Annotated in this window: 18 protein-coding genes; 12 read left to right on the forward strand and 6 right to left on the reverse strand. The window is 72.4% G+C overall.

The features are described from left to right. Window positions 1-5: 5 nt before the first annotated feature. Window positions 6-7,934 carry a PKD domain-containing protein gene (locus tag AC3A3L_RS15490; protein ID WP_487640932.1) on the reverse strand — a complete coding sequence of 2,643 codons (7,929 nt, stop codon included), beginning with the start codon at window positions 7,932-7,934 and terminating at the stop codon, window positions 6-8. A gap of 126 nt (window positions 7,935-8,060) precedes the next feature. Beyond that, window positions 8,061-8,219, reverse strand: coding sequence for a hypothetical protein (locus tag AC3A3L_RS15495; RefSeq protein ID WP_487640933.1), 159 nt, complete (start codon window positions 8,217-8,219; stop codon window positions 8,061-8,063). A 94-nt stretch (window positions 8,220-8,313) separates the two neighbouring features. Here AC3A3L_RS15495 and AC3A3L_RS15500 point away from each other — a divergent pair, with 94 nt between their 5' ends. Beyond that, window positions 8,314-9,264 (forward strand): GlxA family transcriptional regulator, encoded by a 951-nt coding sequence (locus AC3A3L_RS15500; protein ID WP_487640934.1) that lies wholly within the window; start codon window positions 8,314-8,316, stop codon window positions 9,262-9,264. Between the two features lie 110 nt (window positions 9,265-9,374). Next, window positions 9,375-10,664: an aspartate aminotransferase type Ic gene (locus AC3A3L_RS15505; RefSeq protein WP_487640935.1), complete on the forward strand. Its 1,290-nt coding sequence runs from the start codon at window positions 9,375-9,377 to the stop codon at window positions 10,662-10,664. 4 nt (window positions 10,665-10,668) lie between these two features. On the opposite strand, the gene AC3A3L_RS15510 is transcribed toward AC3A3L_RS15505, so the two are convergent. Next, the gene (locus AC3A3L_RS15510) at window positions 10,669-12,516 is read right to left on the reverse strand and encodes an ABC transporter ATP-binding protein (RefSeq protein ID WP_487640936.1); all 1,848 of its coding nucleotides are present in this window, start codon (window positions 12,514-12,516) and stop codon (window positions 10,669-10,671) included. A gap of 82 nt (window positions 12,517-12,598) precedes the next feature. On the opposite strand from AC3A3L_RS15510, the gene AC3A3L_RS15515 reads away from it, so the two are divergent. The 3 genes from AC3A3L_RS15515 to AC3A3L_RS15525 are packed head-to-tail and all read left to right on the forward strand — an operon-like array spanning window position 12,599 to window position 14,999. After that, on the forward strand, window positions 12,599-13,042 hold the full coding sequence (locus AC3A3L_RS15515) for a MarR family winged helix-turn-helix transcriptional regulator (protein ID WP_487640937.1): 444 nt from the start codon (window positions 12,599-12,601) through the stop codon (window positions 13,040-13,042). Then, entirely contained in the window at window positions 13,039-13,635 is a 597-nt protein-coding gene (coaE, locus tag AC3A3L_RS15520) for a dephospho-CoA kinase (RefSeq protein WP_487640938.1), read from the forward strand. The genes AC3A3L_RS15515 and coaE overlap by 4 nt, the downstream gene beginning before the upstream one ends. A 41-nt stretch (window positions 13,636-13,676) precedes the next feature. Then, window positions 13,677-14,999, forward strand: coding sequence for a glycoside hydrolase family 3 N-terminal domain-containing protein (locus AC3A3L_RS15525; protein WP_487640939.1), 1,323 nt, complete (start codon window positions 13,677-13,679; stop codon window positions 14,997-14,999). 141 nt (window positions 15,000-15,140) lie between these two features. Here the strand turns inward: AC3A3L_RS15525 and AC3A3L_RS15530 are convergent, their stop codons facing one another. After that, window positions 15,141-16,103, reverse strand: a complete 963-nt coding sequence (locus tag AC3A3L_RS15530; RefSeq protein ID WP_487640940.1) for a sigma-70 family RNA polymerase sigma factor — start codon at window positions 16,101-16,103, stop codon at window positions 15,141-15,143. A gap of 186 nt (window positions 16,104-16,289) precedes the next feature. On the opposite strand from AC3A3L_RS15530, the gene AC3A3L_RS15535 reads away from it, so the two are divergent. The 3 genes from AC3A3L_RS15535 to AC3A3L_RS15545 all read left to right on the forward strand — a co-directional run bounded on the left by AC3A3L_RS15535 (window position 16,290) and on the right by AC3A3L_RS15545 (window position 18,871). Beyond that, on the forward strand, window positions 16,290-17,009 hold the full coding sequence (locus AC3A3L_RS15535) for a 5-oxoprolinase subunit PxpA (protein WP_487640941.1): 720 nt from the start codon (window positions 16,290-16,292) through the stop codon (window positions 17,007-17,009). A 387-nt stretch (window positions 17,010-17,396) separates the two neighbouring features. Continuing rightward, window positions 17,397-17,999 carry a 5-oxoprolinase subunit B family protein gene (locus AC3A3L_RS15540; protein ID WP_487640942.1) on the forward strand — a complete coding sequence of 201 codons (603 nt, stop codon included), beginning with the start codon at window positions 17,397-17,399 and terminating at the stop codon, window positions 17,997-17,999. After that, window positions 17,996-18,871, forward strand: a complete 876-nt coding sequence (locus AC3A3L_RS15545; RefSeq protein WP_487640943.1) for a 5-oxoprolinase subunit C family protein — start codon at window positions 17,996-17,998, stop codon at window positions 18,869-18,871. Before AC3A3L_RS15540 ends, AC3A3L_RS15545 begins: the two co-directional genes overlap by 4 nt. Before the next feature lie 12 nt (window positions 18,872-18,883). Here AC3A3L_RS15545 and AC3A3L_RS15550 read toward each other — a convergent pair whose 3' ends face one another. After that, window positions 18,884-20,185, reverse strand: a complete 1,302-nt coding sequence (locus tag AC3A3L_RS15550) for a DNA polymerase IV (RefSeq protein ID WP_487640944.1) — start codon at window positions 20,183-20,185, stop codon at window positions 18,884-18,886. Between the two features lie 192 nt (window positions 20,186-20,377). On the opposite strand from AC3A3L_RS15550, the gene AC3A3L_RS15555 reads away from it, so the two are divergent. Both AC3A3L_RS15555 and AC3A3L_RS15560 read left to right on the forward strand, forming a co-directional pair. After that, window positions 20,378-21,370: a DUF4192 domain-containing protein gene (locus AC3A3L_RS15555; protein WP_487640945.1), complete on the forward strand. Its 993-nt coding sequence runs from the start codon at window positions 20,378-20,380 to the stop codon at window positions 21,368-21,370. A 53-nt stretch (window positions 21,371-21,423) separates the two neighbouring features. Beyond that, entirely contained in the window at window positions 21,424-22,887 is a 1,464-nt protein-coding gene (locus AC3A3L_RS15560; RefSeq protein ID WP_487640946.1) for a glutamate-cysteine ligase family protein, read from the forward strand. A 377-nt stretch (window positions 22,888-23,264) separates the two neighbouring features. Here the strand turns inward: AC3A3L_RS15560 and AC3A3L_RS15565 are convergent, their stop codons facing one another. Next, complete coding sequence (locus AC3A3L_RS15565) at window positions 23,265-23,744, reverse strand: hypothetical protein (RefSeq protein ID WP_487640947.1); 480 nt, start codon at window positions 23,742-23,744, stop codon at window positions 23,265-23,267. A gap of 124 nt (window positions 23,745-23,868) precedes the next feature. Here AC3A3L_RS15565 and AC3A3L_RS15570 point away from each other — a divergent pair, with 124 nt between their 5' ends. Both AC3A3L_RS15570 and AC3A3L_RS15575 read left to right on the forward strand, forming a co-directional pair. Next, window positions 23,869-24,270, forward strand: a complete 402-nt coding sequence (locus AC3A3L_RS15570) for a universal stress protein (protein WP_487640948.1) — start codon at window positions 23,869-23,871, stop codon at window positions 24,268-24,270. Between the two features lie 47 nt (window positions 24,271-24,317). Beyond that, complete coding sequence (locus AC3A3L_RS15575) at window positions 24,318-24,884, forward strand: HhH-GPD-type base excision DNA repair protein (protein ID WP_487640949.1); 567 nt, start codon at window positions 24,318-24,320, stop codon at window positions 24,882-24,884. The last annotated feature ends 350 nt before the right edge of the window (window positions 24,885-25,234 follow it).

Genomic DNA, 25,234 nt, shown 5'->3' on the forward strand with positions numbered 1-25,234 from the left:
GGCCGTCAGCGGCGCACGGTGAGCCACCAGCGGACGACGCGCTTGTTGCCGGCCTCGTCACGGACCACCAGCACGACGCGGTGCCGACCCGGTGCGAGCGTCTTCGACGTCGCGACCAGGAGGCCCTTGCGGGTGACCCGCACCGACGCGGCCTTCTTGCCGCCGAAGCGCACGGTGACGTCGCGCGCCCGGATGTCGTCGTACCGGTCGCTGAGGCGCGCCCGCACCGTGGGCGTGCGGTCCATGGTCGCCGTGCTGCCCTTCAGCACCTTGACCTTGGGCTTGCCCCGGTCGACCGTCCACGAGCGCGATGCCGGCGTGGCGTCGGTGTTGCCCGCCTTGTCGGTGGCCCTCACCCGGAGCTCGTGCTCGCCCTGCGCGAGCCTGGTGAACGTCGCCGGGGAGCTGCACGCGGCCCAGGCGCCGCCGTCGAGGCTGCACTGGAAGGTGCTGCCCGGCTCGGACGAGGTGAACGTGAACGTCGCCGCCGGTCCTCGCCCCTGGCCCTTCGGGCCGTCGGTGATGGTGGTCTCCGGAGGTGTGGTGTCACCGGGAGCGGGCTTGGCCCTGACCGTGACGGTGACCTTGTCCTCGCCCGCCGCGACGTCGTCGTTGCCGGCGTACGACGCCGTGAGCTCGACCGCTCCGGGCTCGGTGAACGGGCCCACCGTGAAGGTGGCGGTGCCACCCTCGAGCGCGGTCGGTCCGTAGGACTTCCCGCCACCGGTGAGGGTGACCTGCCCGGCGGGGGTCGCGCCGTCGGCCTCGACCTCGACCGACACCGTGGTGGTGTCGCCCACCGTGACCTCCGCCGGCGTTGCGGTGGCCGTGACGGTCGACGCGGCCGGGTCGGTCGGGTCGTCGCCGCCGACGACGACCTCCACCGTGTCGGTGACCTCGTCGGTGCCGTCCTGGCTGCCCACCGTCACCGTGGCCTCGTAGGTGCCGGGCTCGGTGTAGGTGTGCGTCGGGTCGGCACCCTCGGCCTCCTCGCCGTCACCGAAGTCCCATGCGTAGGTCAGCCCGTCGGTGCTGGGGTCGAGGTCGACGCAGCCGATGCGCTTGGACGGGTTGTCCGGGTCGTGGATCACGATCGCCATCGCCTTGGAGCCGGCCCGCTGGTCGCTGGTCACGACCACCTCGCCGCTGGCCCCGTCCGCGTCGCTGGTGAACGGCAGCCAGATCTCGTTGTCCTCGGAGAACGGCAGGTTCGTGTCGAAGCGGAAGTGTGCCCCGCCGTTGCCGTCGGCGCACGACTGCTCGTGCACGTGGACCATGTGCGCGGCGTCGGCCTTGAGGCCGGTGACGTCGAGCGTCGTGACCGTCGTGTCGCGCGAGCGGACCATCGAGGCGGTGCCGCTCAGCTCCGGGTAGGTGGCGGTGCCGTCGGCGAACGCCTTGAAGTCGCCGCCGGTCGTCACCTCCGTCGAGAAGTCGACGTCCAGTGGTGCGTCGCCGGTCGCCGGGGTGGCCGTCGCCTCGATGTCGGGCAGCGCCTCGACGTCGATGCGCACCGTGGCCGTGCCGGTGTTGCCGTCCGGGTCGGTCGCTGTCAGCACCGCCCGGTAGGTGCCCGGCTCGGTGTAGGTGTGCTGGGCCAGCGGCTTGGGTCCGGCCATGGAGGTCGTGCCGTCACCGAAGTCCCACTGGTAGGAGATGGTGTTGCCCTGGTCGTCCTGGGCGTTGCCGGAGAAGGAGACCAGCAGCGGGGCCCGGCCACTCGTCGGTGTGCCCGTCGCCTGGACGCGGGGCGCCTCACCGGTGACGGTGATCTCGAACTCGTCCTCGTAGACGCCGCCCTTGTCGTCGCTCACCTCGAGGGTCGCGGTGTACGTCCCGGGGTCGGAGTAGGTCACGTGGGCGTGCGACAGCGTCGACTCGTCCGAGGGCTCGTCGTTCTGGCCGAAGTCCCACTTGTAGGTGAGGGCGTCGCCGTCGGGGTCGCTGGCCCGCGCCTCGAAGTGGACGTAGAGCGGCGCGGCGCCCGTGCGGGGTGAGACGAACGGCTGCGCCGTCGGCGGCTGGTTGTCCGCAGCCGGCTCCTCCACGACGACCGTGCCGGTCATGGTGGCGCCGTGGATGCTGCACCAGTACTGGTAGGTCCCCGGCTCGGTGAAGGTGTACCTCACCGGCTCGCCGTTCGGGCCGCGGTACTCCTGCAGCGGCGGGTCCCACGTGGCGTCGGTGTCGCGCGAGGTCAGGTCGTGGCCCATGGTGGCCTGGTCGAACTGCCACTCGACGGTGTCACCGACCTCGATGGTCACAGTTGAGGTTCCGGTGTCGACCGAGCGCCAGTAGTTGCCGCGGGCCTCGTCGACCGCGTCGACGACCCAGGTGCGACCCTCGGCGGGGTCGTCGACCACGACCTCGACGGTGTCCTCACCGGTCTGGCCGTCGGGGTCGGTGACCGTCACCGTGGCGGTGTAGGTGCCCGGCTCGGTGTAGGTCCAGCTCGCGTCGGCGGTGTCGGCGGTGTCGTCCTGCGTGCCGCCCACACCGAAGTCCCACGCGTAGGTGAGGTCGCCGCCCTCGGGGTCGGTGCCCTCGGCGCTGAACTCGACGTCCAGCGGCGCGGTGCCGGTGGTGGGCTCGGCGGTGGCGGTCACCGTCGGGTCCTCGCCCTGCTCGACGCCGGACCAGCGGAAGAAGTCGAAGTCGGCGACCGGGTCGCCCGGGGCGCCGCCCTTCAGCGCCATCACCCCGACGCGCGGGTTGGTGATCCCGGCCAGGGCGCGCGGGTCGCCGACCTGCGTGAACTCCTCGCCGTCCGTGGAGTAGGAGCCGCGCAGCTGGGAGCCGTCGGAGGTGAACCGCAGCCAGAAGGTGGTCGGGAAGTCGCCGGGCAGGAACGGCCCGTCGAAGCTCCCGCCGCCGGTGTTCCAGTTGCCGCTGAACTGGAAGTCGTTGTTGCTCGGGCTCGACGACTTGAGGAACTCGATCCACTCGTTGTCGTTGCCCTTGTCGACGAAGGTCAGCTTCGCGAACCCGGAGCCGCCGCTGCCGGCGACCACGAGTCCAGCCTGCTGGCCGGCCTCGGTCGGGTCCCAGGTGAGCTTGGTCGTCGCCGTCCACGCACCGTCGGGTGCGCGCTGGGTGATGATGTTGGCGGTGTCGTTGTACTCACCGGGACGGGCCGTCAGGTGCAGCGCACCACCCGATACGTCGTACGCCGTCTCGTCGGGGCGGCGCACCGTCCAGTGGCAGTTGTCGAGCAGCTCGGAGTCGTTGAACTCGTCGGAGCGCTCGGGCTGCTCGCACGGAGGAGCGGGCTCCTCGGAGCGGACCCCGGAGATCCCGAAGACGTGCAGCTTCGGGTCGACGGGGAGGGTGAGCGTGTCGGGCTGCTTGCCGGCCTCGAGCGGGATCCGCTGGGTGAAGATCATGACCCGCGGCGAGGTGTCGCCGCCGCCGTTGTGGCGGTAGGGCATGTCGATGGCGATCTCCTCGCCGAACTTCGGCGTCACGGCCCAGTCGGTGAACCGGAGCGGGACCTGGACGGTGGTGCCGTCGTTGTAGGCGAGCGTCGCCTCCTTCTGCACGTCACCGTTGTGGGCCGTGGCGAGGATGCTCAGCTCGTCGTAGGTGCCGGTCGGCAGCGGGACGACCTGGCCGTCGGACTCGACGTTGTTGAGCTGGCCGTCGGCCGGGCTGCCGAAGTCGTAGTCCACGCCGTTGATCCGGACCGGGCCCCCGTTCTGCTGGACGGCCTGGGGGAGGAGCTCGGCGGCGAAGGTCCAGCCGCCGCCGTCGAAGTTGCCGTCACCGGGGTTGGCGTCGGTGGAGATGCCGTCGTTGTTGAACAGCTCCGACAGGTCGGCCACCGGGCGGCACTCGCCGTCGGCGAGGACCTCGATGCGCACCGAGCTGGTGCCGGTGTTGCCGTCGGGGTCGGTCGCGGTGACCGTCGCGGTGTACTCGCCGGCCGTGGTGTAGGTCCACGTCGGCGACTTCTCGGTGGAGGTGTCGTCGTCCGTGCCGTCGACGCCGAAGTCCCACGCCCAGGTCACGGCCTGGTCCTGCGGGTCGGTCGCGGAGGCGTCGAAGTCGACGTCGAGCGGCAGCACGCCGCAGCGCGGGGTCGCGGTCGCTGTGGCGACCGGGTCGACGAGGACGGTGATCTCCTCGGTCGTCCGGGTCAGGCCGCGGTTGCCGTCGGCGTCGACGGGCGTGACCTCGGCGGTGAACGTGCCGCCCTCGGTGTAGGTGTGCGAGACCGTGCCCGGTGCCCCGGTGACCGGGTCGGACCCGTCGCCGAAGTCCCACTCGTAGGTGATCGCGTCGTCCTGCCGGTCGATGCCCTCGGCGGTGAAGTCCACCGCGAGCGGTGCGCCGCCGCGGACCGGGTCGGCCGTCAGCGTGTTGACGAACGGCTCCTCGACCTCGAGCTCCTTGACCTGGATGTTGCGGAAGCTCACCTCGTCCGCGGTGCCGTGGTTCTGCAGGCCGATGTAGCCGCCGGTGCCACGCGTGCCGTCGGAGGTGTACTCGTTCACCACCTGGCCGTTGAGGGTCATCGTGTAGGTCTGACCGCTCACCCGGATCTCGTAGTCGTTCCACTCGCCGATCGGCTTGGCGTTGCGGGCGTCCTCACGGTCGAAGTTGTAGACCGATCCGGTCTTCTGCGGCTCGTCGTTGGGCTGGCCCTCCTTGATCTGGATCTCGTGCCCGTTGTCGACCGCGACCCAGGGGTCGTCGCCCGGGTCCGGGAAGCGCGTGAAGACGCCGGAGTTGTCACCCTCGTCGGACAGCTTGAACTGGAGCTTGACCACGTAGTCGTCGAAGGTGCGCTCGGAGTACCAGAAGAGGCCGAGGCCGCCCGAGCTGGTGAGGGCGCAGTTCTCGACGGTGAAGCCGCCGGGACCGGCCTGCTTCCACGCGGACACGTCCGTGCCGTCGAAGAGCAGCTCGTAGCCTTCGTCGGGCGTCGGAGCGGTGGCGCACGGCTGGCGCACGGTCACGTCGACCGCCTTGCTCGTGCTCTTGCCGGTCGCGTCCCTCACGGTCACGGTCGCGGTGTACGTCCCGGGCTCGGGGTAGGTCCACGTGGCGTCGGCGGTGGAGGCGGTGTCGTCGTCGGTGCCCTCGACCCCGAAGTCCCACGCGTAGGTGATGTCGTCACCGTCGGGGTCGCTGGCCTCGGCCGCGAAGTCGACCTCCAGCGGGGCGAGCCCGTCGGCCGGTGTGGCCGTCGCCGAGGCGATCACCGGCGACGTGTTGCCCGCGACGCCCTTGCCCGCGACGCTGAACTCGTCGAAGTTCATCTCGCCGTTGCCGGCGTAGACGAAGTAGAGCGGGCGGCCGCCCGGGTCGGCGTCACGCGCCGTGATGGGCGCGCTGACGGTCTTGTAGAAGTACTGGCCCTGCGTGCCACCGTCGAGCGGCACGGTCGCCACGACCGGGCCGTTGGCTGCGCCCGCGCGCACCTGGATGGTGGCGCCGGCGGCCGGTCCGCCGGAGTAGCGGACCGAGATGTCGGTCATGTTGACCAGGCTCATCGGGTCGAACATCACCCAGTCGTTGTTGCCCATGCCGGTGATCAGGCCGCCACCGCCGGGGCGGGTGCCGGACTTGTCGTCGTAGCCCGTGTAGCCCACGCCCTGACGGTTGGTCGCGTGCTCGGCCTGGCGGAGCTTGGGCTGGAGGATGACGGTGTCGCTGCCCTGCAGGGACGCGTTGGCACCGCCGTTGGCCCCGCCGTCGCGGTAGGTGGCGATGAGGACGCCGTAGGTGTTGGCGTCGGGTCCGTGGTCGGCCGAGGCCGCGGTGCGGATCGTGCCTTCACAGCCGTTGACCGACAGGTTCGGGTGCACGTGGATGTCGTGACCGAGACCCTCCTGGACGACCACCTCGCGGCAGTCGACGGTCTCCTCCGCGTCCTGCACGTCGACGACGAAGGGGATGTCGTCGCCGGAGGCGTAGAAGCCGCCGTCGGACGGGAGCTCGATGGTGACCTCGGGGGCGGTGTTGCCGACGGTGACCACGACCTGCGCGGTCGCGGACTTGCCGGTCGAGTCGGTGACGGTGAGGAGCACCGTGTAGTCGCCGACGGAGTCGTAGGTGTACGACGGGTTGGCGTCGGTCGAGTCGGTCTGGCCGTCGCCGTCGAGGTCCCACGCGTAGGTGACGTCGTCACCGTCGGGGTCGCTCGTGCCGTTGCTGCTGAACTGGACGGCGAGCGGGGCCGGACCCTCGGTCACGTCGGCGCTCGCGCGGGCGACCGGGGCCGAGCCGTTGATCGCGTAGTCGATGCGCACGAGCTTGGTCTGGGGGGAGCCGGAGAAGAAGCCGGTGCCGTACTCCAGGACGTACATCGAGCCGTCGGGTCCGAACTCGAGGTCACCGGGCGCCACGAAGCCGCTCATGAAGTCGTTGATGGACGCGATGTTGCCCTCGGCGTCCATCCGCACCTCCTTGATCCAGCCGCGGCTCATCTCCGACATGAAGTAGGAGCCCTCGTAGTGCGCCGGGAAGGCGGTGTCCTTGGCTGAGGTGTTCTGCGACTGCCGGTAGACCTGCCCGCCGGTGGGGGTGGCGCCCTGGACGGCGGGGTACTTGTAGGGGGCGACGTCGGAGTAGGGGATCCACGCGTCGGTCATCGGCGGCAGGGTCTGCAGCCCGGAGCTGTTGGGGGAGTCGTTGACGCCCGCCATCTGCTCGGGGTCGTTGCAGGGGAAACGCTTGGGGGTGCCGTCGGGGTTGGTGCGGTAGCGGTTGGCCACGAAGTCCCAGTCGACGTAGGCGCCGCCGAAGTCCATCTTGGTGAGGTCGTCGCCGACCTCGCCGCCGCAGTAGGGCCAGCCGCCGTTCATCGGGACCTCGGTGCGGTTGAACTCCTCGAAGTGGCGCGGGCCGCGGTTGGGGCTGTTCACGCGCGAGTCGGGGCCGACCTCGCCCCAGTAGAGGGCGTCGGTGTCGGCGTCGACGCCGAGGCGGTAGGGGTTGCGCAGGCCCATCACGTATATCTCGGGTCGCGTCTTCGCCGGGTCGGCTTGGGGGTAGAGCGCGGACGGGTAGGCGCCGCCCTCGCCGAACAGGTTGCCCTCGGGGATGTCGTACGAGATCCCGTCACCGGCGGTCGGGTTCACGTCACCGGCGTCGTCGTTGCGGGGGATGACGCGCAGGATCTTGCCGCGCAGGTCGTTGGTGTTGGCCGAGGACTTCTGGGCGTCGTAGTCGGAGCGGCCGGGCCGCTCGTCGTGGGGGGAGTAGCCGTCGTTGTCGGACGAGGAGGTGTTGTCGCCCGTGGCGAGGTGGAGCACGCCGCCGTCGCCGAACTGCACCGAGCCGGCGGAGTGGCAGCAGACGTTGCGCTGCGTGCCGACCTCGAGGATGACCTTCTCCGACTCCTTGTCGATGTACGTCTCGCCGTCGGCGGTCTCGACGGTGAGACGGGCCAGCCGGTTGGCGTTGTGGGAGGCGGGAAGCGGCGCGTAGTAGACGTAGATCCAGCCGTTGTCGGCGAAGTCGGGGTCGACGGTGATGCCGAGGCCACCGTCCTCGAGGCCGCTCCAGACGCCGAGGCTGGGGTTGTTCATGATGATCTCGATGCTGCCGTCGGCGGGGTCGTACATCGAGATGTCGCCGGCACGGGTGATGAAGAAGACCCGGCCGTCGGGAGCAACGGTCAGCTCCATGACCTCGCCGAGGCCGGTGCCCTGGCCGAGGACGACCTTCTGGAACTTGGAGAGGTCCGGCGGGTCGTCCGCCGCCGCGGCACCCGACGTCGCGGTGCTGTCGCGCTTGGTCGACCTCGACTGCGCCTTCCCCTTCCCCTCTTCCTCGGGGGACGCCGACGGTGTGGGCTCGGAGGTGGCGCGGTCAGGCACCGGGTCGGGCACGGCGGCCGCCACCGGGGCGGTGAGCCCCTGGGCGAGTGCCAGGCCGGTCACCAGGGCGAGCAGCGAGACGAGGAGCTGACGAGACCGCACAGGCATGATGCGCCTTCCACAACCGAGAGTCCGAGGAGCGCCACAGGCGAGACGGCCGTGTGACTCGCATCACGCTAGGCGGGACTTTTGTGTCAGGTCAAGCAAAAGGTGATTTGCGCTCGTCGAAACGCCTCAGGCGCGGGGGACGAGGTGGAAGCGCTCCTCGATGGGACCGAGGTCGTCGATCGGGTGCGCGCTGGAGGCGGGGCCGGCGAACCGGTCGTGGCGGGCGTAGCTGACCAGCAGTGCGACGACGGCGGCCAGGGCGATGAGGGCGATGATCGTGTTCATGGCAGCAATCATTCGCTCATTCACTTCCTGCCACCAGTGGCAGGAATGCCAGTATTAGTTGATTTACTGCCAAGACTCGTGGCAGGCTACGGCCATGGAGAAGGTCGCCGTCGTCGTCCAGGAGCAGCCCGAGCCGTTCGGCCTCGGCGCGTTGTGCGAGGTGTGGGCCGAGCCCTACCACCCCGAGGACGACAACCCGGTCTTCGACTTCAAGGTGGTCACCCCCCGTCCCGGTCGGCTGCGCACACGCGCGGGGTTCGACCTGCACGTCGAGCACGGGCTCGACGAGGCGGCTGACGCCGACCTGATCTGCCTTGCGCCCAAGAGCGACCACCGCGGCACCTCGCCCGAGGTCTCCGAGCTGCTCCGGTCGGCCCACGCGCGGGGCGCGATGCTCTTCGCCCACTGCTCGGCGACGTTCATGCTGGGCGAGGCGGGGCTGCTCGACGGGCGTCGGTGCACCACCCACTGGCGCTACGCCGCCGAGCTGGCGGCCCGCTACCCGGAGGCGGTCGTCGACCCCGACGTGCTCTACGTCCAGGACGGCTCCATCGTGACCGGCGCCGGGTCGGCCGCCGCCCTCGACGCCGCACTCCACGTGATGCGCCAGCAGTTCGGCGCCAAGGTCGCGGCTGCCACCGCGCGACGCATGGTCGTGCCCCCGCACCGAGACGGCGGCCAGGCCCAGTACATCGCGCGCCCGGTGCCGGTCTGCGAGTCGGAGGCGCTGGCGCCGCTGCTGGCCTGGATCAGCTCCCACCTCGCCGAGGACCTCGACGTGGAGACGCTCGCCCGCCAGATGCACATGTCGGCCCGGACCTTCGCCCGGCGCTTCAAGGAGGAGACCGGCACGACGCCCTACAGCTGGATCCTCGGTGAGCGGGTGCGCGCCGCCCAGGAGCTGCTCGAGCAGACCGACCACTCGATCGACTGGGTGGCCTCCGAGGTCGGGTTCGGCAACGCCGCCACCCTGCGCAACCACTTCGGTCGCGCTCGTGGGGTCAGCCCCCAGGAGTACCGCCGGACCTTCCGGCTGACCGCCTGAGCCCCACCTGGCTGCACCCGTCCTGCAACCGTTCTGCTCTCGCCGGGGAGCGGCGTACCACGGGCAGGAACGGCGACCGCGGCGCGCGCGGCGACCTCTAGGCTGGAGCCGTGAACGCGACTGCGCTGGCCGACCTGTCCGCCGACGACCTCGCCGCGCTGCTCGACGAGCAGCGGGCCGCCTACGAGCAGCTGAAGTCCCAGGGGTTGAAGCTCGACCTGACGCGAGGCAAGCCGTCGGCGCAGCAGCTCGACCTCGCCGACGCGATGCTGCGCATGCCGACGTCGACGAAGTCCGCCAGCGGGGTCGACGTACGCAACTACGGCGGGCTCGAGGGCCTGCGCGAGCTGCGGGAGATGTTCGCCGAGCTGCTGTGGGTCGAGCCCGACCAGGTCGTCGCCGGCGGCAACTCGAGCCTCTCCGTCATGCGCGACTGCCTGGTCTGGATGATGCTCTTCGGCGCGGTCGACTCCGAGCGGCCGTGGGGCAAGGAGGACAAGGTCCGGTTCGTGTGCCCGGTCCCGGGCTACGACCGGCACTTCACCCTGCTGGAGAGCCTCGGGATCGAGATGCTCACCGTCCCGATGAACGACGACGGTCCCGACGTCGACGCGGTCGCTGCCCTCGTCGCCGACGACCCGAGCATCAAGGGCATGTGGATCGTCCCGACGTACGCCAACCCGTCCGGCGCCATCTGCAGCCAGGACGTCGCCGCCCGGCTGGCCGCGATGCCCACCGCGGCGCCGGACTTCAAGATCTTCTGGGACAACGCCTACGCGCTGCACCACCTCACCGAGGAGGAGGCCAAGAGCGCCGACATCCTGACCCTCGCCTCGGCCGCGGGTCACCCGGACCGGCCGATCATGTTCGCCTCGACCTCGAAGATCAGCTGGGCCGGCGCGGGCGTCGCGTTCCTCGCGGCCTCCGGCGCCAACGTCGGGTGGTACCTCGGTCACCTCGGCAACGGCTCCATCGGCCCCGACAAGGTCAACCACCTGCGGCACGCCGAGTTCTTCGGCTCCCCCCAGGGCGTGCGCGACCACATGGCCAGGCACCGCGAGATCATCGGGCCGAAGTTCGCCGAGGTCGACCGCGTGCTCTCGGAGCGGCTCGGTGGCCGCGACGTCGCGACGTGGAACACCCCGACCGGCGGCTACTTCGTCAACCTCGACGTCGTGCCCGGGACCGCCAGCCGGGTCGTGGCCCTCGCCAAGGAGGCCGGCGTCGCGCTGACGCCCGCCGGGTCGTCGTTCCCCTACAAGCAGGACCCGGACGACACGAACATCCGGCTCGCCCCCACGATGCCTCCCCTCGCCGAGGTCACCGCGGCGATGGAGGCGGTCGCGACGTGCGTGCTCCTGGCGGCGGCGGAGAAGGCGGCCGGCGAGACGGCAGCCTGACGCGTCAGGCTGCCGCGGGCTCGGCGCCCAGGCCGCCGCGCACCAGGTCGGCGTAGCGACCTCCGAGGAGCAGCAGCTCCTCGTGGGTGCCCAGCTCCACGACGTGCCCGGCGCGGAGCACGGCGACCTGGTCGGCGTTGCGGACGGTGGAGAGCCGGTGCGCGATGGTGATCGTCGTACGGCTACGCGTCACCTCGTCGAGGGTGGCCAGGATGGCCCGCTCGGTCTCGTTGTCGAGTGCGCTCGTCGCCTCGTCGAGGACCAGCACGGCGGGGTCGCGCAGCAGCGTGCGGGCGATGGCCAGCCGCTGCTGCTCGCCACCGGAGAACCGGTGCCCGCGCGAGCCCACGACCGTGTCGTAGCCGTCGGGCAGCGAGGCGATGACGTCGTGGATGCGGGCCGTGCGGCAGGCCTGCTCGATCTCGGCGTCGGTGGCGTCGGGGCGCGCGTGGCGGAGGTTGTCGCGCACGCTGGCGTGCATCAGGTAGGTCTCCTGGGTGACCACGCCGACGACCGCGGCCAGGTCGGTCGCCGCCAGGTCGCGGACGTCCACCCCGTCGACCAGCACGCGCCCGGCTGTCGCGTCGTGCAGTCGCGGCACGAGCGAGGCGAGCGTCGACTTGCCGCTGCCGGTCTCGCCGACCAGCGCGAGCGTGCCGCCCGCGGGGACGACGAGGTCGATGCCGGACAGCACCGCGCGCTCGCCGTCGTACGAGAAGCCGACGCCCTCGAACCGCACCTCGCCGTGCACGCGTCGTGGGTCGAGCCGGACCGGCTCCTCGGGCTCGACGAGGTCGACCGGGAGGTCGGCGTACTCGAAGATGCGGCTGAAGAGCGCGAGGGACGCGGTGAGGTCGACACCCACGTTGAGCAGCCCCATGAGCGGCCGGAAGAGGGTGCCCTGGAGGGCGATGAAGGCGACCAGGGTGCCGATGGTCATCCCGCCCGACGTGGCCGGGAAGCCGGCGGCGAGGTAGATCGCGGCGGGCACGGCGGCGAAGACGACGTTCATCGTCGCCATCCGCCAGCGCCCGGCGAGACGGGAGCGGATCTCGAGCCCGACGAGGTCGGACGACGTCTCCTCGAACCGCGCGGTCAGGCGCGGCGAGGCGCCGAGGGTCTTGCTGAGCAGCACGCCGCTGACCGAGAGCCCTTCCTCGATCTGCACGTGGAGGTCGGCGAGCCGGCGCTGGCGCTCCCCGGTGATCCGGTGCCGCATGCGGGCGACCTGGCGGGTCAGCAGGACGGCCGGCGGCAGCACCACCAGCGAGATGAGGGCGAGCCGCCAGCTCAGGGCCACCATGGCCACGGCGGTGCCGACCACGACGGTGACGTTGGCGGCGATGGAGGTCGCCGTCTGGGTCACGACGCCCTGCATGCTGCCGATGTCGTTGACCAGGCGGGACTGCACCTCGCCGCCGCGGGTGCGGGTGAAGAAGTCGAGGGACTGTCGCTGCAGGTGGGCGAACAGGTCGCTGCGCAGGCGGTGCATGACGCGCTGGCCCACCGCGGTGGAGAGCCAGGTCTGCACGACGCCGATGACGGCGGTGGCGACCGCGACGGCGAGCATGGCGCCGACGAGGAGCAGCAGCAGGCCGACGTCCTGCCGGGGGAGCGCCTCGTCGATCACGTGCCGGACGAGGAACGGCTGCGCGAGCCCCACGAGGGAGCTCAGCACGATGAGTGCGACCACCACGGCGAGGGTGGCACGGTGCGGGGTGAACAGCCGGGCGATGCGGCGCAGCGACACGGGGGAGTCGGCCAGCTGCCGCAGGTCGGCGGGATCTGGACGGCCGCCGCGGCGGCGGCCGGACGAGTCGGCGTGGGCTCGGGAGTCGGTGTGGTCAGCCATCCGACCAGCTCCTCTCTGAGATCGAAGTGATGAGGTAACCTCATCATGAGGTACCAACCTGCTGTGGGGCGGAGGTATTCCCGTGGGGCACGACCCGGGACATCACGAGGGCCACGAGCCGGCGACCGGCGACCTGGTCATGGCGCTGGCGCGACGCGTACGACGCGCCCACGTCGAGGCGCTCGCCGGCTGGGAGGTGACTCCGGGTCAGGCCCGCGCGCTGCGGGTCGTGGCGGGTGCTGAGGGGATGCGTCCCTCCGCCCTCGCCGACGCGCTCCGCATCGCGCCTCGCTCGGCCACCGAGGTCGTCGACGCGCTGGAGGACCGGGGATGGGTGCGGCGCGAGCCGGACCCGACCGACCGTCGGGCCACCCTCCTGGTGCCCACGGACGCCGGGCAGCGGCTGGTGGCGCAGATCGACGACGTACGCCGCGACGCGTCGCAGCGGGTCCTCGACGTGCTCACTCCCGCCCAGCGTCGTACGCTCCACGAGATCCTGGCCGTCGTCGTGGGGGAGGACCTGTGACCGTTCGTGTCGGCCTGACCGGCGGCATCGCCTCGGGGAAGAGCACGGTGTCGGCGATCCTCGCCGAGCTGGGCGCCGTCGTGATCGACGCCGACCTCATCGCCCGCGAGGTCGTCGCCAGGGGGACACCCGGGCTGGCAGCGGTGGTCGAGGAGTTCGGCCCGGACCTGCTCACGTCGGACGGCGACCTCGATCGGCCGGCGATGGGCGCCCTCGTCTTCGCCGACCCCGCCGCCCGGGGCCGGCTGGAGGCGATCATCCATCCCCTGGTCCACCGGCGCAGCGCCGAGCTCGAGGCCGCGGCGCCCGAGCACGCGGTCGTCGTGCACGACATCCCGCTCCTCGCCGAGGTCGGGCGAGCCGGGTCCTTCGACGCGGTCGTCGTGGTCGACGCACCCGCCGAGCTGCAGGTGCAGCGGATGGTGGAGGACCGGGGCTGGACGCGTGAGGACGCCGAGTCCCGCATCGCCGCACAGGCGACCCGCGAGCAGCGGCTCGCGATCGCCACCCACGTCGTCGACAACACCGGGTCGCTGGCCGACCTCCGCCGGCAGGTCGAGGCGATCCACGACGAGCTCGCGCGACGGGCCTGACGTTTCCGGCTCGCGAGGCTCGGACGGGTAACCTCCCGGGCGTGTTCTCGATCCGACCCCGACTGGCCGTGATCGCGACGGGCGTCCTGCTCGTGAGCGGGTGCGCCGGACTCGGCCAGGCGCCCGACGACGCCGAGCCCGCCACCTCGACGCCGTCGTCCTCGGCGCCGGCGTCGGGGACCGGAGCCCCCGCCTCGCCGGAGGCGGAGGCGACCGAGGACCCCGACACCCCGACGTCGTGGGGGCCGACGACGGGGGAGCTGGAGCAGGCGCAGGAGCTCGTCTCGACCTGGAGCTCCGAGCAGCTCGCCGGCGGCGTCATCGTCGGGCGCTTCCACGGCACGGACCCGCAGGAGCCGGCCCGCATGCTCCGTGACCTGCACCTCGCCGGCGTCTCGGTCACGGGCGACAACGTCACCGACCGCGACCAGGTGCTCGCGATGACCTCGGCGCTGGCGGACGCCGCGAAGGCCGACGACCGGGACTTTCCGCCCGTGATCGGGGTGGACCAGGAGGGCGGCTACGTCTCCCACCTGCGCGGCATCGCCACCGACTTCCCGCACTTCCAGTCGGCCGGGCTCGCGATCGCGGCGGACGCCCGCCTCGGCCGTCGGGTGACCCGCGCCGCGGCCCTCACCACCGGCCTCGAGCTGCGCGACCTCGGATTCACCTGGGTCTTCGCCCCGGTCGCCGACGTGACGATCGGCGCCGCCGACCCGACGATCGGTGCCCGCTCGCCCTCGCAGGACCCCCGGCTCGCGTCCCAGGCCGTCGGTGCCGCCATCAAGGGTTACGACGACGCGGGTGTGGTGTCCACCGTGAAGCACTTCCCGGGCCACGGCGGCGCGACCAGCGACAGCCACGACACGCTGCCGGTGCTCGACTCGACCCTCGCCGAGCTCGAGGCGCACGACCTGCCGCCCTTCGAGTCGGCGATCCGCCAGCACGCGCCCGCCGTGATGCTGAGCCACCTCGACCTCACCGACATCGCGCCGGGCGTGCCCGCGAGCATGGCCCCGGAGGTCTACGACCTGCTGCGCGACGACCTCGGCTTCGAGGGCGTCACGATCACCGACTCGCTCGGCATGGGTGCCGTCGGCGGGCGCCCGACGCCGGCCCTGCAGGCGCTGCAGGCCGGTGCCGACCTGCTCCTCATGCCGGTCGACACGGCGACCACGCACCAGATCGTCACGGACGCGATCGACTCGGGCGTGGTGTCGCGGGCGCGGGTCGAGGAGGCCGCCGCCCGGGTGGTCGCCGTCCAGCTGTGGCAGGCCCGGGTGGCACGCGAACGGCCCGTCCCCGCCGACGTGGTCGAGCGGGCACGGGCCGCGAGCGCGGACCTGGAGTCCGCGGCGTACTGAGGCTCAGCCAGCGAGCATCAGGACGCGTGCATCAGGCTATGTCGCGGTCTGAGGGTGCGTGCCTGGCAAGGCGGAGGAGCGAAGGCGGCCTTTGAGCGGAGCGGGCCGTCGAGCGACGAGAACGCAGCCAGGAGCGTGCCATCAGGCCGCGAGGTCCGGGTCCCCGGCGCGACGGAGCTTTTGCAGCGCCTCGCGCTCGAGCTGGCGGACCCGCTCTGCGGAGATGCCGTGGCGGGCACCGATGTCGGCGAGCTTGTGCTGGCGGCCGTCCGCGAGGCCGTAGCGGGCGCGGACGATGTCGGCGGACCGCTCGTCGAGGATCCCGACGAGGTCCTCCAGGCGCTGGCGGGCCTCGGCGTCGAGGACGTTGAGGTCCGGGCCGGGCGCGGTCTCCTGCGCCATCAGGTCGCCGAGCGAGGTGTCGCCGTCCTCGTCCACCGGCGTGTCCAGCGAGACGTGGTCGCGTCCCCAGCTCATCAGGTCGAGGACCCGGTCGACGTCCATGCCGAGCTCGGTCGCGATCTCCTGCGGCTCCGGGTCACGGCCGAGCTGGCGCTCGAGCGTGCGTCGGGCGCTGCCGACCTGGTTGAGCTCCTCCACGACGTGCACGGGGAGGCGTACGACGCGGGCCTGCTGCGCGATGCCGCGCGTGATCGCCTGGCGGACCCACCACGTGGCGTAGGTCGAGAACTTGTAGCCCTTGGTGTAGTCGAACTTCTCGACCGCGCGGATCAGGCCGGTGTTGCCCTCCTGGATCAGGTCGAGCATCGGCATCTGCGAGCGGCCGTACTTGCGAGCGATGGAGACGACCAGGCGCAGGTTGGCCTCGATGAAGCGGTCGACGGCGAGCCGGCCCTGCTCGGCGAGCCACTCGAGCTCGGCCTCGTTGGCGCTCATCGGTGCACCGCCCTTGCGGCGGCCGACGCGACCGGTGTCGAGGAGGTGCTGGGCCAGCAGGCCGGCCTCGATGGTCTTGGACAGCTCGACCTCGGTCTCGGCGTCGAGCAGCGGGGTGCGAGCGATCTCGTCGAGGTAGAGGCCCACGCTGTCGCGGCCCTCGATCTCACGAGTGGTGGTGGTGCGCTTTGCCTGTGCGGTGCTCATCTCGTCCTCCTGCTCTCGTGCGATCACCCCGGTGTCGCACATCTGTTCCAACGCCTGTGTCCGCCGCGGGATTCCCCGCCCCGGATGTGGTGCCTTCATCTGCCTTGACGAGCCAGTACCCACCGGAGTTGCAACATCGACCAACTCTCAGGGACTTCTCAGGGGTTCCCCGGGGAGACTGGCCCCATGCACACCGCCGACGGCCCGGGACGGGTCGACCTCAACGCCGACCTGGGCGAGGAGGTGACCGACGACGACGGCCTGCTCGCCGTGGTCACGAGCGCCAACGTGGCCTGCGGGTTCCACGCCGGGACGCCCGCGACGATGCGGGCCGTGTGTGCCGGCGCCGTACGACGCGGGGTGACGCTCGGCGCGCAGGTGTCGTACGCCGACCGCGCGCGCTTCGGCCGCGTCGAGCTCGACGTCCCGGGCGACGTCCTGCGCGAGCAGGTGGCCGAGCAGGTCGGCGTCCTCTCGGCCATCGCCGCGGCCGAGGGTGGCGCGGTGGCCTACCTGAAGCCGCACGGCGCGCTCTACCACCGGGTGGCCCGCGACGAGGACCAGGCAGGGGCCGTGCTCGACGGGTCGGGCGCACTCCCCGTGATGGGCATGCCCGGCTCGGTACTGCTCTCCATGGCCCGGGCGCGCGGCCGGGGCGCGCGGCTCGAGGGCTTCCCCGACCGGGGCTACGACGCCGACGGCGGGCTCCTCCCGCGCGACCGGCCGGGCGCCCTGGTGACCGACCCCGACCGGGTGGCGGCGCGGGCGGTCGAGCTGGCGGCCGCCGTCGACTCGGTGTGCGTGCACGGTGACTCCCCGGGAGCGGTGCGGACGGCGGCTGCCGTACGTCATGCGCTCGAGGCGGCCGGGCTCGTCGTGACCTCCTGCTGGTCCTCCACAGGCTGACCCCTCGGCTGTGGAGGGTCGGCGCCAGGCTGTGGAGCAGCGCACGACTTCTGTGGGGAACCCTGTGGGACCGCAGGTTTGTCCGCGGGACCCCTTGCGGGGCGGCGCTCGGACGACGTAGAACTCTCCTACCGACACCGCTCCGGCGGGATCGGGGATCGGATCGGACGAACAGCTCCAGACGGCGACTTGCTCGCCGCGCAGGCCCGGTGGCGGGGACTGTGGGGGCCGGGAGACCGGTTCGGTGGATCGGACGTCACCATCCCGATCACATCGAGGGGCTCCTGACGCTCATACCGTCGGGAGCCCCTCACCTGTGTGCACCCACGAGGCTGCCAAACCCCGTGGCCCGTGGGCAACTCCTCGCCGGTGGACGCTGGGGGGACAATGACCGACGTGGAGGTCGTCGACGTCGGGCCGCGCGCCTGCCTCGTCGAGGTCGAGGACGCCGTCGCGGCGGCCGCGCTCGCCGCCTGGGTCCGTGCCTCGGGGCTCGCGGCCGAGGAGGTCGTGCCGGCGGCGCGGACCGTCCTGGTCGACGGTGCCGACCCGGCGGCGGTGCGCGAGCTGCTGCCGCGGTGGGCGGACCAGCACCATGCCTCACCAGGACAGCTGGTGCGGCTCGCGGTGCGCTACTCGGGCCCCGACCTCGCCCGGGTCGCCGACCACTGGGGATGCACGACGGAAGAGGTCGTCGACCTCCACACGTCGCTGGAGTTCACGTCCACCTTCTGCGGCTTCGCCCCCGGCTTCGCCTACCTCGCGGGCCTGCCCGCCGACCGCGAGGTGCCCCGGCTGGCGTCACCCCGAGCCCGGGTGGCGCCCGGGTCGGTCGCGCTCGCCGACACCTGGTGCGGCGTCTACCCGACCGCGTCACCGGGCGGGTGGCTGCTGATCGGCACCACTGACGCCGACCTGTGGGACGTCGGGCGTGCCGAGCCGGCGCTCCTCGCCCCGGGCACCCGGGTGCGGTTCGAGGTCCGGGCGTGACAGCGTCCGGCCCCGTCCCCGACGCACCGGCAGTGGTGGAGGTGGTCGACCCGGGCCCGCTCTCGACGCTGCAGGACCGCGGCCGGCGGGGATGGGCCCACCTGGGGGTCCCCCGCGCCGGGGCACTCGACCGGGGTGCTGCGGCCCTGGCCCGTCGCCTCGTCGGTGGCGGCCCGGACGACGCCGTCGTGGAGACCACCGCCGGCGGCGTCGTGCTGCGGCCGCACCGGGCGGTGACGCTGGCGGTGACCGGCGCGGCCTGCGCGGTCCGGGTCGCGGGACGTGCCGTCGCCCATGGCGCACCGGTGACGGTGCCCGCCGGGGCGCTGGTGTCGGTAGGACCCGCGGCGAGCGGGGTGCGGTCCTACGTGGCCTTCGCGGGCGGGATCGTGGCCGCACCGGTGCTGGGCTCCCGCTCGACCGACACGCTCGCGTGGGTGGGACCCCCACGGCTCGCGGCGGGCGACCGGCTCCCGCTCGGGCCGGCCGGTCCGCTGCCGGAGCCGCCTGCTGCTGTCGTCGTACGACCGCGCGAGCCGGTGCTGCACCTGCGCCGCGGGCCACGGGCCGACTGGCTCGACCCAGCGGGATGGACGCGGCTCGACGGGGCGTCGTACGCCGTCGCCTCGGACAGCGACCGCATCGGGCTGCGGCTGGCGGGACCGCGGCTGGAGCGGCGTGGCGGCGAGCTCGCCAGCGAGGGGATCGTCCTCGGCGCCGTCCAGCTGCCGCCGTCGGGCCAGCCCGTGGTGTTCCTGGCCGACCACCCGACGACGGGCGGCTACCCGGTCGTGGGGGTGGTCGTCGACGACGACCTCGACACCTGCGCGCAGCTGCGTCCCGGGGACGAGGTCGTGCTGCGCCTCGTGTGACGCAGGTGTGCCTCAGTCCTCGGCCGGGGGCTCGAAGCGGTGCAGGGCAGGGTCGTCGGCGCGGAAGCTGCGCACCGGTCCCGGAGGTGTGTCGGCGGTCTCGAACCGCACGGTCACCACACCCGCGCCGGAACCCCACACCCAGCCCGCCCCCATCTCGTCGTGCACCACGTCGGCGCCGGGGGGCCAGGCGCGTCGCGGCGGATCGGGCACCACGACCTCGACGTCCTCCTCCTCGCCGGTCTCGCCGAACAGGTCCTCCTGCACCCAGTCGGCGAGGCCGGAGACCCCGACGCCCAGCAGGCGCACGCCGCCGGTCGTGTCGAGGTCGGCGAGCAACGACCGCGCGATGCGAGCGATGGTCGCGCCGTCGTCGGTCGGGCTCGCGAGCGTGCTCGACCGGCTCAGGGTGGTGAAGTCGTGGAGTCGCACCTTGATGGTGACCGTGCGGCCGGACGACCCGTTCTTGCGCATGCGCGTGCCCACCTCGCGCGCCTGCCGCGTCAGGAGCCCCTCCATCAGCCTGCGGTCCGTGAGGTCGCTGTCGTACGTGCCCTCGACGCTGATCGACTTCGCCTCCCGCTCGGCGACGACCGGGCGGGAGTCCTGCGCCCGCGCCAGCTGCCACAGCCCGTGGCCCTGCGCCTGGCCGAGCAGGCGCACCAGCTCGTCCTCGCTGACGGCCTCGAGCTCGGCGACGGTGTGGATGCCGGCGCGTCGCAGTCGCTCGTTGGTGGCCGGACCCACGCCAGGGATGACCTTCACCTTCATCGGTCGCAGCAGGTCGAGCTCCGTGCCCGGCGGGACGACCGTCATGCCGTCGGGCTTGTCGAGCTCGCTGGCGACCTTTGCGAGGAACTTCGACGACGCGATGCCCACGGTCGCGGTCAGCCCGCCCGTCACCTCCTGCACCCGCCGACGCAGCTCGGCGCCCGCCTCGGTCACGGTCGCCACCTCGAGGTCGGGGAGGCCGGCTGCCGCGAGGTCGACGAACGCCTCGTCGAGCGAGAGCGGCTCGACGAGGGGCGACAGCTCACGCAGGACCTGCATGACCCGCCAGCTGGTCTCGCGGTAGGCATGGAAGCGACCGCTGAGGAAGGCGGCGTGCGGACACCGGGCACGGGCCTCGCGGGTCGACATCGCGGACCCCACGCCGTACTTCCTGGCCTCGTACGACGCGGTGGAGACCACGCCGCGCCCCCCGGTGCCCCCGACGATGACCGGCTTGCCGCGCAGCGACGGCTTGTCGCGCTGCTCGACTGCGGCGAAGAAGGCGTCCAGGTCCAGGTGCAGGATCGACGCGGTGCTGCGCATCAGCCGGTGCGGCCGGAGGAGGACTGCGTCGTCACGGGGCCCATCCTCCCGCACCCTCCCGCCGTCCGGGGACGCCCCCGGGCGCCGGTCGTGGACCACGAACCGTCCACAGACGCCCCCGGCAGCCGCCTGTCCACAGGGACCTCGACGACGAGGCGTGGAGAGTGGGTGGCTCCGGGAAGCGTCACCGGCATGGAACCCCACGACCTCGCACCCGTCCCCCCGCCCACCCCGACCCCGGCGCCGATCCCGATGCGGGTCCGCACTCCGGGCGACATCGCCGTCTTCGTGCCGCTCGCCATGGGCTTCGTCCCGCACCGGTCCGTCGTCGTCGTGAGCGTCGGCGCCTCCGGTGGCGGCATGCACGCCCGCGTCGACCTGCCCCACGACCCCGACGACGTCGACAACGTCGTCGAGGCGCTGCTGCGCGCCGCCCGGCGCAACGGCGTGCGCGACGTCGTCGTGGTGGTCTACGACGACGACACCACGGTCGCCGACGAGGCGGCCTGGTCGGTCCACGAGGAGTTCACGGCTGCCGGCATCGAAGTGCGAGAGGTGCTGCGCGTCCATGACGACCACTGGTACGCCGTGCTGCCGGGGGCGCCGCTGGCTGCCTACCGCGGCGTTCCGTTCACCCGCGCCGAGCACCCGTTCACCGCGAGGTCCGTCTTCGAGGGGAGGGTCACGCACGCCAGCAGGGAAGCGCTGCGCGAGACGGTCGCGCCCGACGCGGCGGCGGTCACCCGGAGCCTGCCCCACCTCCCGGGCGCGACACCCCTTCCGCCCGGTGGCCTCACGGCGCTGGTGCGTCGCCACGTCCGCGCCGGCACGACGTTCTCGGGGTCCGAGCTTGGAGCCGTCTGTGCCAGCGTCACGACGGGTGAGCGCCGCGACGAGGCCTGGGCGTGGCTCGACCGGGCGGACGCCCGACGGGCGGTCGAGCTCTGGTCGGACGCGGTGCGTCGACTGCCCACCTCGCACGTCGCCGGTGCCGCTGCCGTGCTGGCCTTCGCCGCCTGGCTCGCCGGGGACGGCGCCCTGTCGTGGTGCGCGGTCGACCGGTGCCGGGAGGCCGAGCCCGGCCACACGCTCGCGGGTCTGGTCTCCCAGCTGCTCGAGTCGGCGACACCGCCCGACACGTGGGCGACCCTGCAGCCGGGGGTGAGCGGTGACCCGGCGGCGTGAGACCAGCCCTGTGGACGGTTCCCGGGCGAGGGGCCCGTGACTAGGGTGCCGTCATGGGAGAAGAGGTCGACCAGCAGGAGTTCAGCCGCGCCGACCGGACGCGCCACCGCGAGAAGGTGCGCCGCAACCTCGACGTGTTCGCCCGCATGCTCCGCGAGGCCGCCTTCGACACCGACGACCCGATGACGGGCCTCGAGATGGAGCTGAACCTCATCGACGACGCGGGCGACCCGGCGCTGAAGAACGCCGAGGTCCTGGAGGCCATCGCCGACCCCGACTTCCAGACCGAGCTCGGCCAGTTCAACATCGAGATCAACGTGGCCCCGGCCAAGCTGCGCGAGGGCGGCCTCTCGAAGTTCGAGAAGAGCCTGCGCCGCTCGCTCAACGACGCGGAGGAGAAGGGCTCGCAGGTCGGCGCCCACCAGGTCATGATCGGGATCCTCCCGACGCTGGCCGAGGGGCACATGAACGTCTCGTCCCTGAGCTCCAACCCGCGCTACAACCTGCTGTCCGAGCAGATCCTCGCCGCGCGCGGGGAGGACATCACCATCAGCATCTCGGGACGGGAGCGACTGGTCACGACCTCGGACTCGATCGTCCCGGAGGCTGCCTGCACCAGCACGCAGTTCCACGTGCAGACGTCTCCGGACCAGTTCGCCGCTCACTGGAACGCCGCGCAGGCGATCGCCGGGGTGCAGCTGGCGGTGTCGGCCAACTCGCCCTACCTGCTCGGCAAGGAGCTGTGGCGCGAGACCCGCATCCCGCTGTTCGAGCAGGCGACCGACACCCGCAGTGAGGAGCTCAAGGCCCAGGGCGTCCGGCCACGGGTGTGGTTCGGCGAGCGGTGGATCACCTCGGTGTTCGACCTCTTCGAGGAGAACGTCCGCTACTTCCCGGCGCTGCTGCCGGTGACCGACGACGAGGACCCGCTCGAGGTGCTGGAGTCCGGCGGCACCCCGGCCCTCCACGAGCTCAAGCTCCACAACGGCACGATCTACCGGTGGAACCGGCCGGTCTACGACATCTCGCAAGGCATGCCGCACCTGCGCGTGGAGAACCGCCTGCTCGCTGCCGGGCCGACCATCGCCGACACCATCGCCAACGCTGCCCTCTGGTTCGGCCTGGTCCGCTACCTCGTCGAGAGCGAGCGCCCGCTCTGGTCGCAGATGTCGTTCTCCGCCGCGGAGGAGAACTTCCACGTCGCCGCCCAGATGGGCGTCGACGCCCAGGTCTACTGGCCGGGCCTTGGCCAGGTCCGCGCCACGGAGCTGGTGCTGAGGCGCCTCCTGCCCATGGCCCGCGCCGGCCTCGACTCGTGGGGCGTCCCGTCGGAGGAGAGCGACCGCTACCTCGGGATCATCGAGCAGCGCTGCCAGACCGAGGCCAGCGGCGCCGGCTGGTTCGTCGACCGGGTGCACCAGCGTGGGGGAGCAGACCGCTACGACGCCCTGCGGGCGACCCTCCTCGACTACCGCGAGCGCATGCACAGCAACGAGCCCGTCCACACCTGGGACTGACCACCCGCACGGCTGCGGGCCCGGACTGGGCCCCGGACTCGGCCCCGGAATCGGCCCCGGAATCGGCCTGGGACGAGCCACGCCGCCCGAGCGGTGCGTGAGACATGTTCTGAGCGGTCAGAACGTGTCTGGCTCACCGCCGCACCCCGGGGGCCGGTGCCCCAGCCACCTGCCGGGCGCCCGCGACGTGGCTGGGCCACCGCTGGTGGGCGGGTCTGCCCGCGGCGCGCGGACGAGCGGTGGCAGATCGACATTCCGCGAGCTCGGGATGTGGCTGGGCCACCGCTGGTGGGCGGGTCTCCCCGCGGCGCGCGGACGAGCGGTGGCAGACCTGCATTCCGTGAGCTCGGGATGTCGCTGGCGCACCGCTCGAGCGGTCAGCCGCGCACGGACGCCGGACGGGGCCGCAACCGACGCCACTCGCGGCGCACGTCGCTGACGGGGTCGAACCATCCCCGGCGCGTCACCACGACCAGGCCGACCGGCATCCCCAGGGCTTGGGCGGCCCACGCCGCTGGGCCGAGCCAGCGCAGGTCGTCGTCGTGGGTGCTGAGCTCGCCCGGCCGGGTCAGCCACAGCGCGGGACGCGGGGCCAGCGAGGCGGACGCGCGCAGGAGCGCGAGGGCGACGTCGGCCCGCAGCGCCGCATCGGGGAGGGGCGGGTCCTCGACGTGGCGCACGCACCGACCGGGCACGCCCGCGTGCACCGTCACCGGGAAGCGCCGGCGGGTCTCCTCCTCGACCAGCGCGAGGGTGGCCGCGCGCAGGACGGCGTGCGTGTGCCGGTCGACCGGTGCCTGCAGGGCGGGGTGCGTCGCGGGACGGAGCGCCGGAGGGGGCGCGGGGGGCGGGGCCACCGGTCCAGAGTGCCCCAGCGCCGAGCGTCCGACCCACCCCTCCACAGGCTGCCGAAGCCCAGCCGTTTCCGTTACGGTGCCAGCAGGCCCGCGGCGAGGCGTCGTGGCCCCGAGAGGAGACACCATGGGCACCGTCGTCGTCGGATACGTCCCCAAGCCGGAGGGTGAGGCGGCCCTCGCTGCCGGCATCAGCGAGGCCAAGCTGCGCGGGAGCAAGCTGGTCGTGGTGAACTCCCACCGGGGTGGGCAGGACTACGACGGACCCGCTGCCCGCGCCGCCGACGACGAGATGGCCGGCATCCAGAAGCGGCTCGAGGACGCCGGCGTCGAGCACGACGTCCGCCAGCTCGTCCGCGGCTTCGAGCCCGCGGAGGACCTGATCAGCATCGCCGAAGCCAACGGCGCCGAGCTGCTCGTCATCGGCCTGCGCCGGCGCTCGCCCGTCGGCAAGCTGATCCTCGGCAGCAACGCCCAGCGCGTGCTCCTCGACGCGCCGTGCCCGGTCCTGGCGGTCAAGGCCCAGTAGCAGAGCGCCCGCCGACGCCGGGGGCCGACGTCGGGCAGGATGGCCCCATGGGCTTCCAGATCACCGGCGACGCCGCCGCCGACAAGGTTCTCGACGACTCCGCGTTCGCCCTGCTCGTGGGCATGATGCTCGACCAGCAGTACCCCATGGAGCACGCCTTCCGGGGCCCGGCCAAGGTGCTGGACCGCTTCGGCACGGTCGAGCCCGACGCGATCGCGGCGGCCGACCCGGAGGAGTTCGCCGCGATGGCCGCCACCCCGCCGGCCATCCACCGCTTCCCCGGTTCGATGGCGGCCCGGCTGCAGGAGCTCGCGCGGATCGTCGAGGAGACCTACGGCGGCGACGCCTCCCGGCTGTGGACGGAGGCGGAGGACGGCGAGGACCTCCTCAAGCGCGTGATGGCGCTGCCGGGATTCGGCAAGCAGAAGGCGCAGATCTTCGTGGCGCTGCTGGCCAAGCAGCTCGACGTACGCCCCGACGGCTGGGAGACCGTCGTGGGCGACTACGCGCTCGACGGCCACCGCTCGGTCGCCGACGTGGTCGACGCCGAGTCGCTGCAGAAGGTGCGGGACTTCAAGAAGGCCAAGAAGGCTGCCTCCAGGGCTGCGGACTGACCGCCGGCCCCACCGCGGAGGAGAGCCCGCACGCAGCCGTGTGACACGCGCGGTTCGCAGCCGGATGTCGGGCCGTCTGGAGGGTCGTGGCAGAATGACGACGCGGCTCTTGACGTCACCGGGCCTCGCCGCGCCCCGAAGTTGCTGGACGAGAGGTGTTCGTGTCCTCACACGCACGCAAGTTGCTCCCCGCAGAGGTGCTGACGCACCCCTCCATCGCTGCCCTGGTCGCCGGTGCTGCCCCCACGGGCACCGTGTCCCCCGAGGACGTACGGCGCGCCAGTGACGAGGCCGGGGTCGAGCCCCGGCACCTGAAGGCCCTGCTGGTGCACCTCAGCGGCCTCGGCATC

This window comes from Nocardioides sp. Soil_C_8 (genome assembly GCF_057656315.1).